At 62.4% G+C, this 18,066-nt stretch carries 17 protein-coding genes; 14 read left to right on the forward strand and 3 right to left on the reverse strand.

The window, feature by feature from the left end; all coding sequences use genetic code 11:
* The first annotated feature begins 171 nt into the window (after positions 1 to 171).
* From aceE to lpdA, 4 genes are all read left to right on the forward strand, one after another.
* The gene (gene aceE / locus ACTJK4_RS16115; RefSeq protein WP_316871183.1) at positions 172 to 2,862 is read left to right on the forward strand and encodes a pyruvate dehydrogenase (acetyl-transferring), homodimeric type; all 2,691 of its coding nucleotides are present in this window, start codon (positions 172 to 174) and stop codon (positions 2,860 to 2,862) included.
* Between the two features lie 152 nt (positions 2,863 to 3,014).
* Complete coding sequence (aceF, locus tag ACTJK4_RS16120; RefSeq protein ID WP_440818384.1) at positions 3,015 to 4,700, forward strand: dihydrolipoyllysine-residue acetyltransferase; 1,686 nt, start codon at positions 3,015 to 3,017, stop codon at positions 4,698 to 4,700.
* Positions 4,701 to 4,805: 105 nt separating this feature from the next.
* A complete protein-coding gene (locus tag ACTJK4_RS16125; RefSeq protein ID WP_004635945.1) occupies positions 4,806 to 5,378 on the forward strand; it encodes an MFS transporter in 573 nt (190 codons plus the stop codon).
* A gap of 58 nt (positions 5,379 to 5,436) precedes the next feature.
* A complete protein-coding gene (gene lpdA, locus ACTJK4_RS16130; RefSeq protein ID WP_440818385.1) occupies positions 5,437 to 7,218 on the forward strand; it encodes a dihydrolipoyl dehydrogenase in 1,782 nt (593 codons plus the stop codon).
* Positions 7,219 to 7,330: 112 nt separating this feature from the next.
* On the opposite strand, the gene ACTJK4_RS16135 is transcribed toward lpdA, so the two are convergent.
* Both ACTJK4_RS16135 and ACTJK4_RS16140 read right to left on the reverse strand, forming a co-directional pair.
* Positions 7,331 to 7,891 (reverse strand): hypothetical protein, encoded by a 561-nt coding sequence (locus tag ACTJK4_RS16135; RefSeq protein ID WP_440818386.1) that lies wholly within the window; start codon positions 7,889 to 7,891, stop codon positions 7,331 to 7,333.
* Positions 7,892 to 8,229: 338 nt separating this feature from the next.
* The gene (locus tag ACTJK4_RS16140) at positions 8,230 to 8,811 is read right to left on the reverse strand and encodes a phasin family protein (RefSeq protein WP_024975535.1); all 582 of its coding nucleotides are present in this window, start codon (positions 8,809 to 8,811) and stop codon (positions 8,230 to 8,232) included.
* Positions 8,812 to 9,168: 357 nt separating this feature from the next.
* Between ACTJK4_RS16140 and ACTJK4_RS16145 the strand changes: the two genes are divergently transcribed.
* The 5 genes from ACTJK4_RS16145 to pbpG all read left to right on the forward strand — a co-directional run bounded on the left by ACTJK4_RS16145 (position 9,169) and on the right by pbpG (position 13,952).
* Positions 9,169 to 10,176 (forward strand): histone deacetylase family protein, encoded by a 1,008-nt coding sequence (locus tag ACTJK4_RS16145; RefSeq protein WP_440818387.1) that lies wholly within the window; start codon positions 9,169 to 9,171, stop codon positions 10,174 to 10,176.
* Positions 10,173 to 11,090 carry a DMT family transporter gene (locus tag ACTJK4_RS16150; protein ID WP_260802378.1) on the forward strand — a complete coding sequence of 306 codons (918 nt, stop codon included), beginning with the start codon at positions 10,173 to 10,175 and terminating at the stop codon, positions 11,088 to 11,090. The genes ACTJK4_RS16145 and ACTJK4_RS16150 overlap by 4 nt, the downstream gene beginning before the upstream one ends.
* A gap of 58 nt (positions 11,091 to 11,148) precedes the next feature.
* Positions 11,149 to 11,592 carry an acyl-CoA thioesterase gene (locus tag ACTJK4_RS16155; protein WP_232042940.1) on the forward strand — a complete coding sequence of 148 codons (444 nt, stop codon included), beginning with the start codon at positions 11,149 to 11,151 and terminating at the stop codon, positions 11,590 to 11,592.
* A 15-nt stretch (positions 11,593 to 11,607) separates the two neighbouring features.
* Positions 11,608 to 12,315 (forward strand): nitroreductase, encoded by a 708-nt coding sequence (locus ACTJK4_RS16160; RefSeq protein ID WP_232042939.1) that lies wholly within the window; start codon positions 11,608 to 11,610, stop codon positions 12,313 to 12,315.
* A 440-nt stretch (positions 12,316 to 12,755) separates the two neighbouring features.
* Positions 12,756 to 13,952, forward strand: coding sequence for a D-alanyl-D-alanine endopeptidase (gene pbpG / locus ACTJK4_RS16165; RefSeq protein WP_232042938.1), 1,197 nt, complete (start codon positions 12,756 to 12,758; stop codon positions 13,950 to 13,952).
* A gap of 57 nt (positions 13,953 to 14,009) precedes the next feature.
* Here the strand turns inward: pbpG and ACTJK4_RS16170 are convergent, their stop codons facing one another.
* Positions 14,010 to 14,807 (reverse strand): IclR family transcriptional regulator, encoded by a 798-nt coding sequence (locus ACTJK4_RS16170; protein ID WP_232042937.1) that lies wholly within the window; start codon positions 14,805 to 14,807, stop codon positions 14,010 to 14,012.
* Between the two features lie 239 nt (positions 14,808 to 15,046).
* Here ACTJK4_RS16170 and ACTJK4_RS16175 point away from each other — a divergent pair, with 239 nt between their 5' ends.
* The 5 genes from ACTJK4_RS16175 to ACTJK4_RS16195 all read left to right on the forward strand — a co-directional run bounded on the left by ACTJK4_RS16175 (position 15,047) and on the right by ACTJK4_RS16195 (position 18,063).
* On the forward strand, positions 15,047 to 15,772 hold the full coding sequence (locus ACTJK4_RS16175) for a (Fe-S)-binding protein (RefSeq protein ID WP_440818388.1): 726 nt from the start codon (positions 15,047 to 15,049) through the stop codon (positions 15,770 to 15,772).
* A gap of 38 nt (positions 15,773 to 15,810) precedes the next feature.
* Entirely contained in the window at positions 15,811 to 17,220 is a 1,410-nt protein-coding gene (locus tag ACTJK4_RS16180; protein ID WP_440818389.1) for a LutB/LldF family L-lactate oxidation iron-sulfur protein, read from the forward strand.
* A complete protein-coding gene (locus ACTJK4_RS16185) occupies positions 17,217 to 17,498 on the forward strand; it encodes a hypothetical protein (protein ID WP_232042934.1) in 282 nt (93 codons plus the stop codon). The genes ACTJK4_RS16180 and ACTJK4_RS16185 overlap by 4 nt, the downstream gene beginning before the upstream one ends.
* 69 nt (positions 17,499 to 17,567) lie before the next feature.
* Positions 17,568 to 17,882, forward strand: a complete 315-nt coding sequence (locus ACTJK4_RS16190) for a TM2 domain-containing protein (protein ID WP_232042933.1) — start codon at positions 17,568 to 17,570, stop codon at positions 17,880 to 17,882.
* A 13-nt stretch (positions 17,883 to 17,895) separates the two neighbouring features.
* The gene (locus ACTJK4_RS16195; RefSeq protein WP_232042932.1) at positions 17,896 to 18,063 is read left to right on the forward strand and encodes a hypothetical protein; all 168 of its coding nucleotides are present in this window, start codon (positions 17,896 to 17,898) and stop codon (positions 18,061 to 18,063) included.
* Positions 18,064 to 18,066 lie beyond the last annotated feature (3 nt).

Here is an 18,066-nt window from a genome sequence, read left to right on the forward strand (position 1 = left end):
GCATTATAAAAAACCATATCGCAATTTGAAAATTCCGCTTGTGCTGCGTTTGTGGGTGCCCATAGAATCAGCGCAAAAGTCGGGGTGGCCCTTGCGTGCGTGCAAACGCGTGTAGCAGTGGGGCACCTCACAAGAGACGCAACTATCGTTACTGCTACCAAGGAGACCGCCATGTCGGCCGTACCAGAACAAGTCCTGGGTGCCACGAGCGCCAGCGACGTTGATCCCCAGGAAACCAAGGAATGGCTGGAGGCGCTGCAAGGCGTCATCGGCGCGGAAGGCCCGCAACGTGCGGCGTTCCTCCTCGACAAGCAGATCGAATACGCACGCATTAACGGCGTGACGTCTCCGCTGCACGCAGAAACCCCCTATATCAATACGATCCCGGTTGAGAACCAGGACCGCATTCCTGGCAACCAGGAAATCGAGCACCGCATCCGCTCGTACACGCGCTGGAACGCCATGGCGATGGTGCTGCGTGCGAACAAGGACACGAACGTCGGCGGTCATATCTCGTCGTTCGCTTCGGCGGCCACGCTGTATGACGTCGGCTACAACCACTTCTGGCACGCCCCGTCTGACAAGCACGGTGGCGACATGGTGTTCGTGCAGGGCCACTCGGCGCCGGGCGTGTACTCGCGCGCTTTCCTGCTGGGCCGTCTGAGCGAAGAGCAACTCGACAGCTTCCGCCAGGAAGTCGACGGCAAGGGCATCTCGTCGTACCCGCACCCGTGGCTGATGCCGGATTTCTGGCAATTTCCGACCGTGTCGATGGGCCTGGGCCCGATCATGGCGATCTACCAGGCGCGCTTCACCAAGTACCTGGCTAGCCGCGGCCTGATCCAGAACTGGGAAAACCGCAAGGTCTGGGCTTTCCTGGGCGATGGCGAAACCGACGAGCCGGAATCACTGGGCGCGATCGGCATGGCTGGCCGTGAAAAGCTGGACAACCTCGTCTTCGTGATCAACTGCAACCTGCAGCGCCTGGATGGTCCGGTGCGCGGCAACGGCAAGATCATCCAAGAACTGGAATCGGAATTCCGCGGCGCCGGCTGGAACGTCATCAAGGTCATCTGGGGCAGCCGCTGGGATCAACTGCTTGCCCGCGATACGAAGGGCCTGCTGATGAGCCGCATGATGGAATGCGTCGACGGCGAGTACCAGACCTTCAAGTCGAAGAGCGGCGCTTATGTGCGCGAGTTCTTCTTCAACACGCCGGAACTGAAGGCCATGGTGGCCGACTGGTCCGACGACGACATCTGGGCGCTGAACCGCGGCGGCCATGATCCGCACAAGATCTACGCGGCATTCCAGTCGGCAAGCAACCACAAGGGCCAGCCGACCGTCATTCTCGCCAAGACCATCAAGGGCTACGGCATGGGCGAAGCCGGCGAGGCGATGAACATCGCCCACCAGCAGAAGAAGATGCCGGTGGACGCCATCCGCAAGCTGCGCGATCGCTTCAACATCCCGGTTGCCGACGATCAGCTCGAGCACGTTCCGTACGTCAAGTTCGAAGAAGGCTCGAAGGAACTCGAATACATGCGCAAGGCGCGCATGGACCTGGGCGGCTACCTGCCGGCCCGTCGCCAGAAGGCCGACCCGCTGCAGATTCCGGCGCTGGCCGCGTTCGACGCATTGCTCAAGGCCACCGGCGAAGGCCGTGAAGTGTCCACGACGATGGCGTTCGTGCGCATTCTGAACATCCTGCTGAAGGACAAGAACATCGGTAAGCACGTCGTGCCCATCGTGCCCGATGAGTCGCGCACGTTCGGCATGGAAGGCCTGTTCCGCCAGGTTGGTATCTGGAACCAGGAAGGCCAGAAGTACGTGCCGCAGGATCACGACCAACTGATGTTCTACAAGGAATCGCAGACGGGTCAGGTGCTGCAGGAAGGCATTAACGAAGCCGGCGCCATGTGCGACTGGATTGCCGCCGCCACGTCGTATTCGACGCATGGCGTGGCGATGATCCCGTTCTACATCTACTACTCGATGTTCGGCATCCAGCGTATCGGCGACCTCTGCTGGGCCGCTGGCGACATGCGTTCGCGCGGCTTCCTGCTGGGCGGCACCGCAGGCCGTACCACGCTGAACGGCGAAGGCCTGCAGCACGAAGACGGCCACTCGCACGTGTACCACGCAGCTATCCCGAACTGCATTTCGTATGACCCGACCTTCCAGTACGAACTGGCGGTGGTGATGCAAGACGGCCTGCGTCGCATGTATGTCGAGCAGGAAGACGTCTATTACTACTTGACGGTGATGAACGAAAACTACGAGCACCCGGAAATGCCGGCGGGTGTCGAGGCGGACATCATCAAGGGGATGTATCAGTTCAAGAAGGGCGTCGAGAACAGCAACGCACCGCGCGTGCAACTGCTGGGCTCGGGCACGATCTTCCGTGAAGTGATTGCTGCGGCCGAGTTGCTGAAGAAGGACTGGGGCGTCGAATCCGACCTGTGGGGCTGCCCGAGCTTTACCGAGCTGGCCCGCGAAGGCAACGCCACCGCACGCTGGAACCTGCTCAACCCGACGGCTCCGCAACGCGAGTCGCACGTCGAGAAGCTGCTCAAGAACGCACGCGGTCCGGTCATCGCATCGACCGACTATGTTCGTACCTTCGCCGAGCAGATCCGCGCCTTTGTGCCGCGTCGCTACGTGGTGCTGGGCACCGACGGCTTCGGCCGCTCGGATACCCGCGAGAAGCTGCGTCACTTCTTCGAGGTGGACCGCTACTGGGTGACGGTCGCGTCGCTCAAGGCGCTCGCCGACGAAGGCGTGCTGCCGCGCGAAAAGGTGGCCGAGGCACTGAAGAAGTACAACCTCGATCCGAACAAGCCCAACCCGATGACCGTATAACGGAGCCGCCGGGCGCGTGGGTTGCGTCCCGGCCGGGCACCGTCCCGACAGACTTCCCGCAACGTGCATTTGCCTGCACGATGCGGTAGCCTGCGGGGCAACGCGTGTCCGCCGCCGGATGCTCTCGCCGCCAGACCTCTGGAGACAGAAGAATGAGTCAAGTCGTAGAAATCAAGGTGCCGGACATCGGCGACTACAAAGACGTCCCGGTGATCGAAGTGCTGGTCAAGGCGGGCGATACCGTCAACGCCGAGGATTCGCTGGTCACGCTGGAATCGGACAAGGCGACCATGGACGTGCCCTCGCCCAAGAGCGGCGTCGTCAAGGAAGTGAAGATCAAGGTTGGCGACACCGTGTCGGAAGGCTCGCTGGTGCTGCTGCTCGAAGAGCAGGGCGCTGCTGCCGTGCCGGCCCCGGCGCCCCAAGCTGCACCCGCGCCGGCTCCGGCCGCTGCTGTGCCGGCGCCCGCACCTGCCGCACAAGCGCCTACCCCTGCGCCGGCTGCCGCAGGTGGCGGCGCCGTTGAAGTGAAGGTGCCGGACATTGGCGACTACACCGACGTGCCGGTCATCGAGATCAGCGTGAAGGTGGGCGACAAGGTGGAAGCCGAGCAATCGCTGATCACGCTCGAGTCGGACAAGGCCACGATGGATGTGCCTTCGCCGGCCGCTGGTGTCGTCAAGGAAATCCGCGTGAAGGTTGGCGATGCCGTGTCGCAAGGCACGCTGATCGTCGTGCTGGAAGGCGCAGGCGGCGCTGCCGCTGCACCGGCACCTGCACCTGCACCTGCACAAGCTCCGGCCCCGGCCCCGGTTGCCGCTGCACCGAGCCCGGCCCCTGCGGCTGCGCCCGCAGCCGCTCCGGCCGCAGCGCCCGCTACGTACACCGCGGATACGGTTGGTACGGTGGGCAAGGCCGCGCACGCCAGCCCGTCGGTGCGCAAGTATGCGCGTGAGCTGGGCGTGGACGTCCACCTCGTTGGCGGCACGGGCCCGAAAAACCGCATCACGCAGGAAGACGTGCAGCGCTACGTCAAGGGCGTGATGAGTGGCCAGGCCGCGGCGCCTGGCAAGGCTGCGGCGGGTGCGCCGGCCGGCGGTGGCGAGCTGAACCTGCTGCCGTGGCCGAAGGTCGACTTCACCAAGTTTGGCCCGATCGATCCGAAGCCGCTGTCGCGCATCAAGAAGATTTCCGGTGCGAACCTGCACCGCAACTGGGTCATGATCCCGCACGTCACCAACAACGACGAAGCGGACATCACCGAGCTGGAAGCCTTCCGCGTGCAGATGAACAAGGACCACGAAAAGGCCGGCGTGAAGTTCACGATGCTGGCGTTCGTGATCAAGGCAGTCGTTGGTGCGCTCAAGAAATTCCCGACCTTCAACGCTAGCCTGGACGGCGACAACCTCGTCTTCAAGCAGTATTTCCACATCGGCTTTGCGGCCGATACGCCCAACGGGCTGGTGGTGCCGGTGATCCGCGATGCGGACAAGAAGGGCCTGATCGACATCGCCAAGGAAATGGCGGACCTGTCGAAGGCTGCCCGCGAAGGCAAGCTCAAGCCGGACCAGATGCAGGGCGGCTGCTTCTCGATCTCTTCGCTGGGTGGTATTGGCGGCACGAACTTCACGCCGATCATCAACGCACCGGAAGTGGCCATCCTGGGCCTGTCGCGCGGCTATCAGAAGCCGGTTTGGGACGGCAAGCAATTCGTGCCGCGCCTGACGTTGCCGCTGTCGCTGTCGTACGATCACCGCGTGATCGACGGCGCGGAGGCTGCGCGCTTCAACGCGTATCTGGCCAGCGTGCTGGCGGACTTCCGCCGCGTCAGCCTGTAAGCCCACGCGGGCTCGGCACGCATCTGGCTTCGAGCCTGTGCGTGCCGGCCCGCATGGGTTTGCAGCGGTCGGCGGACTGGTCAGTAGACTGATGGCGAGGACGACATGACGACGTGCGTGGTGGTCAAGAAAGACGGCGAAGTGGCGATTGCGGCCGATTCACTCGTGACGTTCGGCGATACGCGCCTGGCGCGCGGCTACGAGCAGAACCAGAAGATCTTCCAGGTGGGCGATTCGCTGATCGCGCTGGCGGGCACGACGGCCCACTTTCCGGTCATGCGGAGCCTGCTGGCGGGGCTGGCCGATGAGTGCCGCCTCGGCACGCGCGACGACGTCTTCCGAACCTTCCTCAAGGTGCACGAAAAGCTCAAGGACGAGTATTTCGTCAACACCAAGGAAGACGACGACGACCCGTACGAGTCGTCGCAGATCACCTGCCTGATCGCCAACGCAACCGGCATCTACGGCGTCTATTCGTACCGCGAGGTGTTTTCGTTCGACCGCTTCTGGGGCATTGGCTCGGGGCGCAACTTTGCGCTGGGTGCGATGTCGGCGGTGTTCGATATGCCGGGCAAGTCGGCGGCGGACGTTGCACAGGTGGGCGTGTCGGCAGGCGTGGAGTTCGACAAGAGTTCGGGCGGCCCGATCGAAGTGCACACAGTCCGTCTGCAGGATTGAAAAGCGTCAGCGGGCCCGGGCGATGCCGGGTGCCGACGACAAGAACAAGGAGTCAGGAATGAGCGTGGTGGAAATCAAGGTGCCGGACATCGGCGATTTCGATGCGGTGGAAGTCATCGAAGTGCTGATCAAGGCGGGCGATACCGTGGCGCCCGAGCAGTCGCTGATCGTGCTGGAATCCGACAAGGCCAGCATGGAAGTGCCGTCGGACGTGGCCGGCAAGATTGTCGACGTGAAGGTCAAGGTGGGCGACAAGGTTAGCAAGGGCACGGTGATCGCGACGGCGGAAGCCGGCGCTGCTGCTGCTCCGGCGCCTGCTCAAGCTCCGGCTCCGGTGGCGGCGCCTGCTGCCGCACCGGCAGCATCGGCCCCCGCACCGCAAGCGGCCAAGCACGCCGGCGGCGCTGACATCGAGTGCGACATGCTCGTCCTCGGCTCCGGCCCGGGCGGTTACTCGGCAGCCTTCCGCAGCGCCGATCTGGGCATGAACACCGTGCTGGTCGAGCGTTTCTCCACGCTGGGCGGTGTCTGCCTGAACGTGGGCTGCATCCCGTCGAAGGCGCTGCTGCACACGGCCGCCGTGATGGACGAAGTCAAGGCCATGGCCGCACACGGCATTGTCTACAGCGAGCCCACGGTTGATATCAACCAACTGCGCAAGCACAAGGAATCCGTCATCGGCAAGCTGACGGGCGGGCTGGCCGGCATGGCCAAGGCGCGCAAGGTGCAAGTCGTGCGCGGCGTCGGTACGTTCCTCGATCCGAACCATCTGGAAGTCCAGCTGACCGATGGCGCCGGCAAAGCGGCCACCGGTGAGAAGAAGGTCATCCGCTTTGCCAAGGCGATCATCGCTGCAGGTAGCGAGGCCGTGAAGCTGCCGTTCATCCCCGAAGATCCGCGCATCGTCGATTCGACCGGCGCGCTGGAGCTGCGCGAGGTGCCGGCCAAGATGCTCGTCATCGGCGGCGGCATCATCGGCCTGGAAATGGCCACGGTGTACAGCACGCTGGGCGCTCGCATCGACGTAGTGGAAATGCTCGACGGCCTGATGCAGGGCGCTGATCGCGACCTCGTCAAGGTGTGGGACAAGATGAATAAGGGTCGCTTCGACAAGGTCATGCTCAAGACCAAGACGGTCGGGGTGGAAGCCAAACCGGACGGTATCTACGTCAAGTTCGAAGGCGAAGCCGCACCGGCCGAGCCGCAGCGCTATGACATGGTGCTGGTGGCCGTGGGCCGCGCGCCAAACGGCAAGCGCATCGGCGCGGAAAAGGCCGGCGTGGCCGTGACCGACCGCGGCTTCATCGACGTGGACAAGCAGCAGCGCACGAATGTGCCGCACATCTTTGCGATCGGCGACATCGTCGGGCAGCCGATGCTGGCACACAAGGCCGTGCACGAGGGCCATGTGGCGGCCGAGGCCGCACATGGCGAGAAGGCGTATTTCGATGCCAAGCAGATTCCGTCGGTCGCCTATACCGATCCGGAAGTGGCCTGGGCAGGCCTGACCGAAGACCAGTGCAAGGCGCAGGGCATCAAGTATGGCAAGGGCGTTTTCCCGTGGGCTGCGTCGGGCCGCGCAATTGCCAACGGCCGCGACGAGGGCTTCACCAAGCTCATCTTCGACGAGGAAACCCACCGCATCATCGGTGGCGGCATCGTCGGCACGCATGCGGGCGACCTTATCGGCGAGGTTTGCCTGGCCATCGAGATGGGCGCGGATGCTGTGGATATCGGTAAGACCATCCACCCGCACCCGACGCTGGGTGAGTCGGTAGGTATGGCTGCAGAAATCTATGAGGGCGTTTGCACGGACGTGCCGCCGGCTCGCAAGCGTTGAACTGCAATTAACTGCCAGAATTCGGAGACAACTTCGAAATCTAGCTGACAAATCGAAGGGGAAGGGCCGCTCAATTGGGCGGCCCTTTGCCTTTGGAGTGACCGTTGGCCGGTCAGTGTCGAGGTTCGGCTCGGCGCCGATGGCGGCGCAGCAGGCGCACCGCTGCGATCAGGCGGCGCCACATCTGTTGCATTAGCCCATGCCGCCGGGCGCGCCAGACGGCGATTCGAACCTGAAGGGCTTGCCAGGTCGGCGTTGCCTGCAGGGCGGCAATCATGCGCTGCTTCCATGCCAGAAACGCGGATTCCCAGCGCGCATACCACGCGATCGTGTGCAACTGTGGCCGAACGGCGGAATAAATGCGCACGCCCAGCCCGGTACTGACGATTTTCGCCACAACCAGAACCAAGGCGCCTGCAATGAGATGGCCCCGCGCCAGGACGTAGACGGCCGCAAGCTTGAACGGCAGCAATGCGAGCATGGGAAGGGCAAAGGCGCAGAGGGCTTCGATCGGCTCCAGCTGCGCCAACTTCCGCTCCGCCGCTTGGACCCAAGGGAGCGCCGCCAGACGGGCGGTTGCCTGCTGCATGACGTTCCATATCCACTCTTCTAACAGCAGGATAAGCGCAGCCGCGACGATCAGACTTCGCTTGGCGAGGGATTCGCGAGACATTGGGCAGGGGAGGAGGGCGGTGAGCCGCAATACAGGATGGAGCGTCGGCTGCGTGCAAAAGTTCGCAATTTGAAGAGCGAGACGTTTCAGGCGCACACAAAAAACCCGGCCGAAGCCGGGCTAAAGGTACCCACTGATCACCACTGAGGACAGGTTTCGGTAGCGGGACCGGGGAGACAATCGAACGAACACGGTGGAATGGACCACCACCCGCGCATTTGGGTTCCGCGCAAATGCACGCAAACGACGTGTTTGGAAGAATGGCTCGACGGCCAAAACAAAACGGGCCTCCCGGAGGAGGCCCGCTTGAACAAGCAGGTAGTGCAGCAGCTTAGCGCTTAGGCAGCGGTCGTTGCCGACTTCTTGCCGGTAGCAGCGCGCGCTTGGGCGGATGCTTGGGCGGTTGCCTTGCTGGCAGCGTTGGCAGCAGCGTGGAAGTTGCTTTCAGCCAGTTCCACAGCTTGCTTGGTAGCCTTCTGCACCGAGTCGTACGCGTTGTTGGCGGCCGACAGAGCCGACTTCACCAGGGCAACTGCCGATTCCGAACCGGCCGGAGCGTTCTTCGACACGTTGTCGACGAGCGCTTGCAGCTTGCGGCTGTTTTCAGCGATTTGCACTTCAGCTGCCTTGCTGAATTCGGTTTGCGTGTCCGAAGCGATTTCGTACAGGTGACGGCTGTAAGCGAGAACCTTTTCAGCCAGGGGTTGCACGGCGGCGGTTTGCACCGACAGTAGCTCTTGGGCGTCCTTGGCGGTCAGTGCCTTCTTGGCATGTTCGACGTTCTCGGCCAGGGTAGCCTTGACGACCTGCAGGTTCAGTTCGACCAGCTTTTCGACGCCTTCAAATGCCTTGTTGGTCAGGCCGAAGAAGGTTTCCAGGTTGGCCTTGTGCGCCGCAGCGATCTGTTCCTGAGTCAGCATGTTGTCTCTCCAAATACAAAGGTGGGTCGGGGAATCAAAATGAAAATTTAGATCGCCCAGATGTACAAAGCATGACGGTCTGCGTCGGGCCTTCCAGGCGACATCGCGATCAAATTAGGGATGGTGCATCGCAACAATTTCATTGTTGTTGAATGTTCAACCAGTGTCAAGCGCCATTTGTGCATCGCACAAAAATCAAAAATCGTTGATTTTTTATGCACAGGAATTGCGCCGCAAACCGTTTGGCGGGATTTTTTGTGGCAGAAAAATGCGTGTCTGTGGTGCAGGCGAAATGCATTTGACCACTTCCGGCGGTAAATCCGTCTCAAAAAACACACGAGTGCAGCGTAGGTTAGGATGCGCCCGAGTGCCATTTTTGTTGCGTTGCGATTTCTGATTCACATGCGGGCGTTCTATACCGACCATTTTGTCTTGCCGCTGCCGCCTGGCCATCGGTTTCCGATGCGCAAGTACAGCGACCTGCGTGCACGGGTGTTGGCCGATGTGCCGGGGCTGTCCATGCATGAGGCGCCGCGCGCCGAGGACGACGCGTTGCTGCTAGCGCACACGACCGAATATGTTGAGGCCGTAAGCGCCGGTCGGCTTGACCCGGCGCGCCAGCGCGAGATCGGGTTTCCTTGGTCGCCGGAAATGGTGGAGCGCAGCCGCCGTTCGGCGGGTGCAACGATGGCCGCAAGCGCAGCCGCGTTGGCGGATGGGATTGCCGTCAACCTGGCGGGCGGGACTCACCATGCCTATGCGGACAAGGGCGGCGGCTTCTGTGTATTTAATGACGCAGCCATCGCCTCGCGCTGGATGCAGCGCCAATCAGGCAGGTCGGCGGCGGATTTCCCGGTCGCCATCATCGATCTGGACGTGCATCAGGGCAACGGCACGGCGTCGATCCTGCGCGATGACGCCACCGTTTTCACCTTGTCGCTGCACGGCGAGAAGAACTACCCGTTCCGTAAGGAGGCGTCGGATCTGGACATCGGCCTGCACGATGGCTGTGGCGACGAGGACTATCTGCAGGCGCTGACTGGCGCACTCGACATCCTGGCCGGGCGCTTCAAGCCGCAGTTGATCATCTATCTGGCCGGCGCGGATCCCCATGAAGGGGATCGCCTCGGCCGGCTCAAATTGACCCTGCAGGGTCTGGCCCGGCGCGATCAGGAAGTCTTCGACTTCGCCTATCAGCGTCGCATACCGATTGCCGTTACCATGGCGGGCGGCTACGGCAACAATATCGACGATACCGTGGCCGTCCACGCGCAAACCATCGCGCTGGCTGCCCGGCACGCACAGCGTTGGGCGGCTCGCCACGAGGCTGCCGCCGCATCGAACTTTCTTCCGCTTTCCGCATGACCCCAGCGTCTTCCGTCGCGCCAGCCTCAGCGCGCGGCTCCCTGTTTGTCGTCGCCATGCCCTGGCTATTCGTGCTGATCTGGAGCACGGGCTTTATCGTGGCCAAGTACGGAATGCCGTACGCCGAGCCGATCACGTTCCTGTTTTTCCGCTTCGTTGGCGTGCTGGTGTGCTTGCTGCCGCTGGTATGGCTGGCGCGCGTGCCGCTGCCGCGCCGCGCCGGCACGGCCGAGACCGATTGGGTGACGGTCGGTCACATCGCGGTGGCTGGTCTGCTGATGCAGTGGGGCTATCTGGCAGGTGTATGGGCGGCGGTCAAGCTGGGCATGCCGGCAGGCATGACGGCGCTGATCGTCGGCATGCAGCCGATTCTGACGGCCCTGTATGTCTCGATGCGCGGGGAGCGTGTGTCGCGCCGCCAATGGGCGGGTCTACTGTGCGGCATCGCAGGTGTAGGCCTCGTGGTAGCGAATAAGCTGCATCTGGCGGGCGTTGGCGCGACGACGCTTGCACTTTGCGTGGGCGCGTTGCTCTCGATCACCGTAGGCACGCTGTATCAAAAGCGCCATTGCCCGGTGTTTGATCTGCGGATGGGCGCGTGCATCCAGTTCGGGGCGTCGGCGCTGCTGTGTCTGCCGTTCATGTTTCTGTTCGAGACGCGCGAGGTGCATTGGACGCTGCCGATGATCGGGTCGCTGGTGTGGTCGGTTCTCGCGTTGTCAATTGGCGCGATCTCGCTGCTGTTTGTGCTGATCCGCAAGGGCGCGGCCACCAAGGTGACGTCGCTCTTGTATCTCACGCCGCCGACGACTGCCGTGATGGCGTGGGCGCTGTTCGGCGAGCGTTTTCCGCCGCTGGCAGCGCTCGGCATGGTGATTGCCGCTTGTGGTGTGGCGCTCGTTATCCGCAAGTGACCGAGGTTCGGGGGCTGGCGTATCCTGATCACTTTCCATTGCCACCCGCCTGCTGCCCATGAGTACGCCACGCCAGACGCGCGACGACTACCGCCACTTCCACACCATCACCACGCGCTGGATGGATAACGACGTCTACGGCCACGTCAACAACGTCGTCTATTACAGCTACTTCGACACCGTGGTGAACGCCTACCTGATCCAGCAGGGCGTGCTGGATCCGGAGCATAGCGACACCATCGGCCTTGTCATCGAGACGCAATGTAATTACTTCGCGCCGCTGTCGTTTCCCGACCCGGTCGTGGCAGGCCTGCGGGTTGCGCGCCTGGGCAACACGAGCGTGCGCTATGAGGTGGGCCTGTTCCGCGGCGACGCGCAAGAGGCCGCAGCGCAGGGCCATTTCGTGCACGTCTATGTCGACCGCGAAACGCGTCGACCGGTGCCGCTGCCCGATGCGCTGCGTGCCGTGCTTGAGCCGCTTGCATCCAATATCACCGCTTGAATGTTGCGCATCGCCATGACCGACCGACGTCCCGTCTCCGCAGAAGTCGAACTCGTGGATCAGGCAATCACTTCGCGCCGGTCCGTGCGCGCGTTCCTGCCGACGCCCGTTGCTCGCGAAGACATCGAAGCGATCCTCGACGTGGCGCGCCGTGCGCCGTCCGGCAGCAATACGCAGCCGTGGAAGGTCTATGTGCTGACGGGTGAATCCAAGGCGCGCTTGTCCGAGTCCGTGTTGGCGGCGTATGACCATCCGGAGGTCGATACGCTGCATCGCGAGGAGTATCCGTACTACCCGCGCACGTGGATTGATCCGTACCAGAGCCGGCGCCGCAAGGTCGGCTGGGATCTCTATGGCTTGCTCGGTATCGAGCGCGCCGACAAGGAACGCATGCACGCGCAGCACGCGCGCAACTTCCGCTTCTTCGATGCGCCGGTTGGCATCATCTTTACGATCGACCGCGTGATGGAGCAGGGCAGTTGGCTCGATTACGGCATGTTTCTAGAGGCCGTAATGGTGGCGGCGCGTGCTCGCGGCATCGATACGTGTCCACAGGCCGCTTTCACGCAGTTCCATCGGATCATCGCTGAGCATCTCGCGCTGACCGAAGATGAGATGGTCGTCTGCGGTATGTCGATGGGTTATGCGAACCTCGCTGCCATCGAGAACACGCTCATCACCGAGCGCGCACCTGTCTCCGACTTCACTCGCTTTCTCGATTGACGTCGTCATCGCGCGACCGCCTGCTCGCTACAGCGCACATCTTCGTGCAAAGCGAGAATTGGCGGAGAAAAGTCGTCGAATTATGTCAACAGATACGGCCGATCCGTCGTTAGACTTTGGTCTGCGACTCAGCGTGCGACGTGCGCGTGTTGTGAGGAGGTGTTGGAGCGAGTTGTATACCGTGATTGTCGGCATGCACGACGGAGTTCACGGGCTACGCTCTCAAATTCCGGTGCTGATTCCGCACTGCCGCTCATGTGCAGCTTGCGCAACTTTCTTCACGATTGGGATTCTGCTGCGGCAGACAATTGCGTCGAAATGATGACCGAATGATAAGGCTCCCGAGGTCAAACTTTAAGGCCGTGAGCTAAGTCCTTCATCTTGCTAAGAATTTTGTTTTTGCCTACACTTGCGCCATCTCACGCGCGGGTGATCGAACCATGTCACGGTCTGTTTCCTCATTTTTTCGACGTCTCGGCTTCGTTTCGCTGATGACCGTCGCGCTCGCTGCCGTCTCCGTCGCTACCGTGGCCAACGCTGCCACGACCGACAAAAAGCCCGCTGCCAGCAAGAAAGCCAAAGTCAAATCCAAGGGTAAGACCGTCGTCAATCGCAAGGCCAGCGCCAAAGTCGCGGCTGCGAGCAGCGATGAGGTCGCCTCCACCAAAGTCCGCAAGGTTGTTACCGTCAAAGGCAAGCGCCGCGTGATCATGGTCGAGCGCGGTGCGCGTCCGGTGCGTGCGTCGTTCGTGCCGGCATCCCCGACGCTTGGTGAAGCGATGGGTTTGCGTTCGACGCCCGATGCGTTGGCGCTGCGTTCCTCCGTCGCCCTGGTGATGGACCAGAACAACGGCGAAGTGCTGTTCCAGAAGAATTCGTCGGCTGTGTTGCCGATTGCGTCGATCACCAAGCTGATGACGGCGCTGGTCGTGACCGATGCACATCAGCCGATGGACGAGCTGCTTGAAATCACCGATGAGGATCGTGACTACGAGCGCAACACCGGCTCGCGCCTGCGCTTCGGCACGATGCTCACGCGTGAAGACCTGCTGCTGCTGGCGCTGATGTCGTCGGAAAACCGTGCAGCCTCGGCGCTGGGTCGCAACTATCCGGGCGGTCGTCCTGCATTCGTTGCCGCCATGAACCGCAAGGCGCATGAGCTGGGCATGAACGACACGCACTATGTGGATTCGAACGGCCTGTCGAGCAGCAACGTGTCGAGCGCGCAGGACCTCGCCAAGATCGTGATGGCTGCCTACAAGGTGCCGCTCATTCGTCAATTCACCACCACCCCTGAACATACGGTCAACGCCAACGGCCGCACGCTGCACTACGTCAACACCAACCGTCTGGTGCGTGGCGGCGAGTGGGATATCGGTCTGCAGAAGACCGGCTTCATCAACGAAGCTGGCCGCTGCCTGGTGATGCAGGCCAACGTGCATGGCCGCAACGTCGTGATGGTGTTCCTGGATTCGGCTGGCAACCTCACGCGCTTTGCAGACGCCACACGCGTGCGCAATTGGCTGGAGCGCAACCCGCACATCGAGCCGGCCACGCAAGCTGCTGCGCCGTTGCGGAATGTACCTGTGTCGACCCAGCCGGCAACCGTGCTGGCCTCGGAGCAGCACGGCGCCTGAGCCGCGGCATCGNAGCGCGTCATCGAACGCGCTTTTTTGTTGGGCGAAACCAGCGGCTCACTCTGCGCGCACGGCGTCCCCTTCGTATGTGTAGCCCATGCCTTTGGAGATCTGTAGCGCGGTGTCCTTGAGGTTGTCGAGCCAACTCTCCTGCAACCGGTCTGCCGGCGCAGACAGCGACAGACCTGCTACCAGCCGCCGCGAATCATCGTAGATTCCGGCAGCGATACAGCGCACGCCGAGTTCCAGTTCTTCGTTGTCACGTGCGTAGCCATTCGTGCGTACCCAGTTGAGTTCGCGTTCGAGCTTGGGCAGGTCCGTGATCGAGGTGCGAGTGTGGCCTGACAAACCGGTACGCGTGGCATAGGCTCGCACACGGCCGACTTCGTCTGCAGCCAGGAATAGCTTCCCGACCGAAGTCAGATGCAGCGGTGCGCGGCCACCGATGGCGCGCACCACCTGCATGCCCGAGCGCTCGGAATATGCGCGCTCGATGTAGACGATTTCATCGCCCTGGCGCACCGAAAGATTGACGGTCTGGCCGGTCAGGCGATGCAAGGCGCGCATCGGAGCGAGGGCCGCTTCACGCACCGAGAGGCGTGCCTTGACGAGGTTGCCCAGCTCCAGCAGACGCATGCCCAGACGGTAGCTGCCCGGGTCGGAGCGATCGACGAAGCGGCAAGCCACCATGTCGTTCAGGATGCGGTGCGCGGTAGACGGGTGCAGGCCGGTGCTGGCGGAGAGCGCCTTCAGGCTGACCGGATCTGCGTGGTCGGCAAGCGCGTCGAGCAGCATCATCATGCGTTCGATGACCTGAATGGACGTCTTGCCGGGGTCCTTGTCTGCTTCTGCCATGGGTGCAGTGGGTTGCGGATGCGATGCAAAATTCTATCCCACGATGTGAAAATGCGCACCATCCCGACGCATGATTCCCGGTATTTTTGAGGAATTTCTCGGTCGGCCGGCTACTGTGCTTGACGGGCCCCGTGAAGCGCACTCACGACTGGCATGAAGAAGTTCTGTGCCTTGAGGGCCGCGCCGGACATGGCAGCGGGCGCATAATGGCGGCTTCCCGCAGAACACAAGAGACTCCCATGCGCGTAGGTTTGTTCGTCACTTGCCTCATTGATCTGATGCGGCCCGACATCGGGTTTTCGGTGCTTAAGCTGCTGGAAAAGGCCGGCTACGACGTCGTCGTGCCGCCCGCGCAGACCTGCTGCGGCCAGCCCGCCTACAACTCCGGCGATCGGCCGCTGGCGCGCGATCTGGCGGAGAAAACGCTCAAGGAATTCGAGCAGTTCGACTACGTCGTCATCCCGTCTGGCTCGTGCGGCGGCATGATCCGTAAGGGCTACGCCGATCTCTTTCGAGATGATCCGGAGCTCGCGGGCCGCTACGAGCGCCTGGCGCCGCGTGTGTACGAATTGACGGACTTTCTCGTCAACGTGGCCCGTGTCGAGACGCTCGATTCCCAATTTCACGGCCACGTGACGTACCACGATTCGTGCTCCGGGCTGCGCGAGCTGGACGTGAAAACACAGCCGCGAGAGCTGCTCGGCAAACTGGAGGGTGTGCAATTGACCGAGATGCCCGCCTGCGAAGCGTGCTGCGGCTTCGGCGGCACGTTCTCGATCAAGTACGGCGATATCTCCACCGCCATTGCGGATGAGAAATGCGCCAACATCAAGGCCAGTGGCGCCGATGCCGTCGTGCTCGGGGATGTGGGCTGCATGCTCAACATCGAGGGCCGGCTGCGCCGTACGGGCGACACGCAAACGCGTGTGCTCCACATCGCGCAAGTCCTTGCCGGCGACGCGTAAATCGCAACTGCCCTAGAACACGACGGAGACGCAATCGCATGCAAGTCCGCAGCATGGAATTCAAGGCGCGCGCCGGGCAGAAGCTCGCCGACAAGCGCCTGCAGCAGAACCTCACCAAGCTCTCGACCAAGTTCGTCACCGCGCGCGCGGCGGCCATCCAGGACATCGATTTTCCAGCCACGCGTGAAGCGCTGAAGGAGCGCCGCAACCGCGCGCTGGAGAACCTCGATGTCTGGCTCGCCACGTTCGAGGCGGAGGCCACGCGCCGTGGCGCCAAGGTCCTGTTTGCGGAAACCACGGCAGATGCCGCGCGCCTGGTCGCAGAAATTGCCCGCAAGCACGAGGTGAAAAAGGTCATCAAGAGCAAGTCGATGGTGACCGAAGAGATGCGCCTGAACCAGGTGCTCGGCGAGATGGGCGTGCAGAGCATCGAGACCGATCTTGGCGAGTACATCCTGCAGATCAACGACAGCGAGCCGCCGTCGCACATCATTGCGCCGGTGGTGCACAAGGACAAGGAGGAGATTGCTGATCTCTTCGCCAAGACGCACAACAAGCCGCGCCTGACCGATATTCCCGAGATGACGCGCGAGGCGCGCGAAGTGCTGCGGCCCGAGTTTCTGTCCGCTGACATGGGCGTGACGGGCGGTAACTTCATCATTGCCGAGACGGGTTCCGTTGCCGTCGTCACCAACGAGGGCAACGAAGGCATGTGCACGATCATGCCGCGCGTGCACGTTGCCGTGACGGGTATCGAGAAGGTATTGCCGACGCTTGAAGATTTGGCGACCGTCATGCGTTTGTTGCCGCGATCGGCCACCGGCCAGGCGATCTCGAACTATTTCTCGCTGCTGACGGGGCCGCGCGCGCCCGGCGAGAAGGATGGCCCTGAGCATATGTACTTCGTCATCGTCGACGGCGGCCGCAGCGGTCTGATCGGCGGTGAATTCCAGGAGATGCTGCGCTGTATCCGATGCGGCGCGTGCATGAACCATTGCCCGGTCTATCAGAAGATCGGCGGTCATGCGTATGGCTGGGTGTATCCGGGCCCGATGGGTAGCGTGCTGACGCCTAGCTACGTTGGGCTGTCGAACGCGTTGGACCTTCCGCAGGCGGCCACGCTGTGCGGTGAATGCAATCGCGTGTGCCCTGCGTCCATCCCGTTGTCGGATCTGCTGCGCACGCTGCGCGAGAAACAAATGGAGCGCGAACTGCGCCCGCAAGCTGAGCGCTTTGGCTTGCGCGTGTGGGGCTTCGTAGCACGGCGACCGGCGTTGTACTCGGCTGGCACGTGGGTCGCAGCACGCGTGCTGCGCTGGATGGGCGGTGACAAGAAACTGATCCACTCGCTGCCAGTCGGCAAAGGTTGGACCGATACGCGCGACATGCCGGCTCCAGCAGGCAAAACGTTCCGCGAGTTGTACCGTGAAAAGAAAGCTCGAGCATGACTACTGCTGAATCTCTCCAGACGCTGCGCGCCGCGCTCGATCGTCACGCCAAGTCGCCTGACCTGCCGCGCCTGCTCAACCAGTGGCGCGACGATGCAGTGCTCGCGCCGTTGGCGGTCTTGCCGCCGGCGTACGACCAGGTGCGGCGTTCCTTGCTGCAGCGGCTGGACATGGCGGTGTCGTTTGGCGAGGAAAGCTGCTCGTTCTCGCCATCGTCGTTGCTGGCCGAAATGCGTTTGTGGACGGACAAGGCTGAGGCCAAGCTCGGCAGCATGTAATCGTGGGGCGACATGGAACGCGGGATGCGTGCTAGTGTCTGACAGGTTATTCCCGTGTCAGCCCATGCCATGAATCAGACCGCTCGCGAAATCATGCTGTACGACGCCCAGAAGAAGAGTTCGGGCGTAGCCTATCTCTGGTGGTTTCTGTTGGGCTTTCTTGGGGCACATCGCTTCTATCTGAAGCGGCCGGGCAGCGGTATTGCACAGGCCATTGCCAACATCGGGGGCACATGGCTGGCGTTTCGTGACATGGGTAACACCGCAGGCTGGGTGCTGGCCGTCATCGGGGGGCTGTGGGTGCTGGTGGACATGTTCCTGATCCCGGGGATGGTCCGCGCATACAACACGGTCCTCGCCGAGCGGCTGTCGACCGCCCCCTGAAAGGAATCGACCTATGAGCAAAATGACTTTGTGGAAGCGCGTCGCGCTGTGGGCGGCAGGTTTGGCTTGCGTGGGCGGCGCCTTGGCAGGTTGTACGACTTCGCGAGATCAATACAGCCAGAGTTCCAACATCAGCACGTACGGCGTAGTCGACGTCGGGATCGAGCGCACGTCGCGCTGATCG

Source organism: Ralstonia sp. 22111 (genome assembly GCF_052045895.1).
GTDB lineage: Bacteria > Pseudomonadota > Gammaproteobacteria > Burkholderiales > Burkholderiaceae > Ralstonia > Ralstonia wenshanensis.